This window comes from Psychrobacter sp. (assembly GCF_030457785.1).
Taxonomy (GTDB): Bacteria; Pseudomonadota; Gammaproteobacteria; order Pseudomonadales; family Moraxellaceae; genus Psychrobacter.
In genome coordinates, this window is sequence record NZ_JAKDUI010000185.1 from 1 (window position 1) to 5395 (window position 5395).

Annotated in this window: 4 protein-coding genes; all 4 read left to right on the plus strand. The window is 43.4% G+C overall.

Annotated elements, in window-relative coordinates; all coding sequences use genetic code 11:
* On the plus strand, nt 1-1429 hold a 1429-nt coding region (gene murC, locus L0J61_RS08880), incomplete at its 5' end, for a UDP-N-acetylmuramate--L-alanine ligase (protein WP_301466088.1).
* A 210-nt stretch (nt 1430-1639) separates the two neighbouring features.
* The gene (locus L0J61_RS08885; protein WP_301466091.1) at nt 1640-2569 is read left to right on the plus strand and encodes a D-alanine--D-alanine ligase; all 930 of its coding nucleotides are present in this window, start codon (nt 1640-1642) and stop codon (nt 2567-2569) included.
* 468 nt (nt 2570-3037) lie between these two features.
* Nucleotides 3038-3832: a cell division protein FtsQ/DivIB gene (locus tag L0J61_RS08890; protein WP_301466089.1), complete on the plus strand. Its 795-nt coding sequence runs from the start codon at nt 3038-3040 to the stop codon at nt 3830-3832.
* Between the two features lie 171 nt (nt 3833-4003).
* Entirely contained in the window at nt 4004-5296 is a 1293-nt protein-coding gene (ftsA, locus tag L0J61_RS08895; protein ID WP_301466090.1) for a cell division protein FtsA, read from the plus strand.
* Nucleotides 5297-5395 lie beyond the last annotated feature (99 nt).

A 5395-nucleotide genomic window follows, 5' to 3' on the forward strand; every position in this document is an offset into this window, starting at 1 on the left:
TGCAAAAGCATTACCCAAGCGTTTGATTGAAATACCTGAAATGCGCCGTATTCAGCATCTACACTTTATTGGCGTTGGTGGATCGGGTATGTGTGGTATCGCTGAGGTAATGAACAATCAAGGCTACGAAGTAAGTGGTTCTGACATCGCAGAAAGTGTCGTCACGAAGCGTCTGCAGCAGATTGGTATCAAGATATCGATTGGTCACGATTCTAAAAATATCGCCAATGCTGATGTCATCGTTGTCTCATCAGCGATAGACCGTAGCAATCCCGAAGTCAAAGCTGCTCTTGAAGCTCGTTTGCCAGTGGTGCGTCGTGCCGATATGCTGGGTGAATTGATGCGTTATCGTCATGGTATTGCCGTTGCTGGCGCGCATGGTAAAACCACAACGACCAGCCTGCTGACCACGATGATGGCAGAAGCAAAGCTAGACCCTACTTATGTGATCGGTGGAAAGCTCAACGCTTCAGGGAAGAATGCGGCACTTGGTAGTAGTCGTTACTTAGTGGCTGAAGCCGATGAGTCGGATGCCTCTTTTTTATCACTGCGACCGATGGCTGCGATCGTCACCAATATCGATCAAGACCATATGGAGACGTATGAAAACAGCTTTGATAAACTAAAAGCGGCCTATATTCAGTTTTTACAAAACATGCCGTTTTATGGTTTGGCAGTGGTATGCGGTGATGATCCAGAGTTATATGACATGATTGATGACATCGGCCGTCCGGTATCAACATTTGGTCTTGAGCCTTTCAATGATGTACAAGCGATAGACGTCGTTGCTGAAGGCACAAAAACTCATTTTACGGTACTACGACGCGACCATGAACCACTGCATCTGACGTTAAATATTCCTGGCATTCACAATGTTTACAATGCGCTTGCTGCTATCACGATGGCGACGGATGAAGGCGTAGATGACGAGGCAATCAAGCGTGCGCTACAGAAGTTTGAAGGCGTTGGACGTCGTTTTGAGCAGCATGCTTCAGTCAGCATCGACGACGGTGATGTGTTGTTAATTGACGATTATGGGCATCATCCAAAAGAAGTCGATGCCACAATTAAAGCGGCACGACAAAGCTTCCCTGACCGTCGTTTAGTGATGTTGTTTCAGCCGCATCGTTATAGCCGTACGCGTGATTGCTATGATGATTTTGTCGAAGTGCTGTCGGAGGTTGATGAGTTATTGTTGTTAGATGTTTACTCGGCAGGTGAAAGCCCGATCCTTGGCGCGGACACCAAATCATTGGCGCGTAGTATTCGGTTGCGCGGCGAAGTTGAACCGACGATTATTGATAAAGATAACTTAGCACCTACTATGCAGCGTTTATTGCAAGCCAATGACATGCTGATCACGCAGGGTGCTGGTAATGTAGGGCAAATAGCGACTGACTTAGCCGCAAACAACCTTTATCTTCAGTGAGCCAAAAGACTTTTAGGAAACGCTTTCATGACGACAGATAACCATCAAGATAACACTAACAATAAGAGTGAGGGTATTGATGCTGCTGACAATAAAGCTTCTATTGTCAATCCAGAACCGGCTATTGCAGCCGCTGCAGTGGCAGAGAAAAACGCTATGAAAGATAACGCTATGAAAACCAATGAATCAGACCAGGGTATATCAGATAATATGACGACTAGCAAAGTAAAAAATGCGAGTGAATTTGGTAAAGTGGCTGTCGTTTATGGCGGTAGCAGCAACGAGCGAAGTGTATCTTTAGATAGTGGTGCCGCGGTCTTGTCAGCACTACAAAACCAAGGTGTTGATGCCACTCATTTTGATCCTAAACATCAAGACGTTACCGAGCTGCGTGAATATGATCGTGTATTTAATGTACTGCATGGACGTGGCGGTGAAGATGGCTTGCTACAGGGTGTCTTGCAATGGTTCGATATTCCACAGACAGGCTCAGGCATTCTCGCTTCAGCACTAGGCATGGATAAAGTTCGAACCAAGCAGCTATGGCAAGGTTGTGGTTTGTCAACGGCACCATTCTCATTGCTTAAAGCTGATACTGATTGGCAACAGGTGGTAAATACATTGGGTCTACCACTTATTATCAAGCCAGTCCATGAAGGCTCAAGTATTGGCATGACCAAGGTAAACAACCTGGATGAATTACCTGCTGCCTATGCCACAGCAGTTCAGTGCGGCGATGAAGTGATGGCAGAACGCTGGATTACCGGTCGTGAGTTTACGATTATCATCATTGATGATGAGTCCTATCCTGTGATTCGACTAGAACCTGCTGATATTACAAACTTTTATGATTTTGAAGCCAAGTATAACCGCAATGACACGAGTTATTATATTCCGTGTGGTCTGAGTGAAACAGAAGAAAAGCATTTACAAGACTTGAGTTTAGCGGCATTCCGCGCTGTTGATGCAACAGGGTGGGGGCGCATCGATGCTATGCAAGACAAGGCGGGTAACTTTTGGCTTCTTGAGATTAACACGGTGCCTGGTATGACCAGCCATAGTCTGGTGCCGATGGCAGCTAAGGCACGTGGTATGGATTTCGACACGTTGTGCTGGCATATTTTAGCTCAGACGGTATAGTCGAATATTATAAATTTCTTAGTGATAAGTGGCTTGGTGATAAATATCAGCTGAATATTTGGCTGTATCTCAAATGATACTGTTGAATAGTGATTAGTCACATATAAAAAGCAGTACCTGAAACGAATGATTGTATCACTAGGCCTGCTGCAACATGGTGTCATGTAAACTTGTGTAAATTCGTTGCCACCACTGAGGCTTGGGCTATTGTTTGACCAAAAAATGCGTTAGTATTGTATGGACTGGGTTAATTTAGCGAAAATTATGTTATTTTATGAATATATGTCATAAGTCGTTCATAAACTGAGAAGAATGTTACGTTTTAACTGGAATAAAACTGTCACACATATCGTTTTAATCCAAGATTTTGATATTATACCATTTTAATAACTTCCTACGATAAGCTAGCAAGTTTACATCAATAGATAGCATGAACAGTTTTATGCAAGTATAGGGACGAAGGTCATCATGGCTCAAACTGTCAACGAGGTAACTGACTTGATGAGTGGTAAAACCCGTCGCCCTAACTCTGGTTTTCAAGTACCAACACCTGTGAAATATTTTTTTATGGTACTGGTGTTGGCTTTATTGATACTAATTTTGATCATGGGTGGCAAAGCATTGCGTGATGCACCCCCAGCTGCCATTCATGTCAGCAACCAAGATTTAACCGTGACTCAGCATCGCGTATTAAGTCAAACGATGGAACAGCAACAAATTAGTAGCTTTTTTACCTCTGATTTGCAAGCGCTAAGAGATATTGCAGTTGGTTTGGCTTGGGTTGACCAAGTTAGTGTTTCTCGTGATTGGCAGCGAGGTATTGTCATCAAAGCCTTGCCAAAACAAGCAGTGGCCAACTTTGGTACGGAGCGGTTGGTAGATGCAAAAGGTGCTGTCTTTGTTCCAGCCGACAGTAGAGACCTGACGCAAGAGCGTTTTGCTACTCTGCAAGGTGAGAGGTCTCAAGCACCTGTCATTATGCAGCAGATGCAGCAGGTCAATGATTGGTACGCACCGCTCGACATACAAGTTGAAGATATAATCCTGTCGCCTAGGATGACATGGCTAATTCGTTTTGACAGTGGGCTGCGTGTTATCGTAGATAATGAAGATACCGCTCAAAAACTACTAAACCTTAGCCAGTTGCTTGGTAATCAATTGAGTAGTCGTCGAGACGAAATACAATCAGTAGACTTACGCTACAAGAATGGTTTTACTATTTCTTGGGATATGGCTCAGTCAGCACAGCCTAATCAGCCATGATAAATGGGCGTGGGTGGCGCCTGTTAGGGAATATATAAGTACCTGTCCTAAAGCTGTGTATCCAAGATGCAGTATAAAAGTGTGACGTATTAGCGTAGCGATAGTGCTTTTTTTAATGATTTAATGGAGACATCATTTGCTCTCCTGTTTAGCGATAATTTGTTTAGTGCCATGAAAAATACCGAAAACCTTGTTGTTGTCCATCTAAGCGCCACGGCTGTCTATGTCGTCATTGGTAACGTCGTCTCTGCGGAAGATATTCGTATATTGGGCGTGGGACAAGTAAAGAATAGTGATTTTTATCAAGGCCAAATAACACATCGCGAACGTCTGCAAGGTGCTATCAAGCAAGCCATTCAAGAGGCTGAAGATACTGCAAACTGCCGCGTGCATAGTGTTTGGTTGACGCTTGCAACTCCAGAATTACTGAGTCGTAACAGTGCTGGCGAGGTGCGGGTTGAGGGTGAAGAGGTGCGTGCTCAAGACATGGTGCAAGCCCTGTCCAATGCTAAGTCACGTGATTTGTCATCTGAGTATTACTTGATGCATTGCTGCCAGCAAGGTATTTATGTCGACGATCAAGATTTTATGGTAGATGACGCAATTGAAATGATGGCAAGTAACATCACCGTGATGTATCACATGATGATGATGCCAGTAGCAAGTCGCCAAAATATCCAAAACTTATTACAGAGATGTGACGTTGGGATTGACCATATCGTTTTCGATGCAGTGACCAGTGCTGAATATAGCTTGATGAGTGACGAACGCCAGCAGGGTGTTTGTTTGGTAGATATTGGCGCCAGTACCACAAGTATCTGTGTGTATAAAGAAAATAAACTGATTTTCACCCACTGCATTCCAACGGGCAGCCATGAAGTAACGATGGATATTTCTGCTGATTTTGGTATTTCGATGATAGAAGCGGAAAAGCTCAAAAAGACGCACGGCACGGTTGATATTCATAGTGTCGACCCGAGCACGTTTTTTATATTCAAGCCACAAGGTTCGAGTGATGAGATGAATATTGGCACGTATAACTTAGCTCGCATAATTGAAGCGCGTTATGTACAGATATTCACGGAAGTTGCTCGTCAATTACATGAAGCTGACTTGATAGGTTACATTGATAAAGGCATTGTTTTGACAGGTGGTGGTACTGTTATCAAGGGTATGATACCTTTTGCCAAAAAATTGTTAAAAATGCCAGTGGTATTGACCAATACTCATCCTGCAATCAGCGCGCACAATCACTTCAATAATGATGAGTCGTTTAAACATTTAAACACTCAGGTCAACGATCGTGCTTATCAGACGGCCTTTGGTACATTATTGTATAGCCAAAGCGAGCAGTTTCGTCGTAGCGAAAAAAGTGAACCGGAAGCAATTAAAAATAGCCGTGTATCAGGTGTTTTCCACAATGCTGGTCAACGCTTTGCTAACGTATTAAAAAAGATATTATGACGTGACTATCAAAGTTGATGAGCATCGGTCAGCTAATGATTAACAGACAGTCAATAAAGTACTATTATACGTAATACCCAATATTTAATACTCAATACC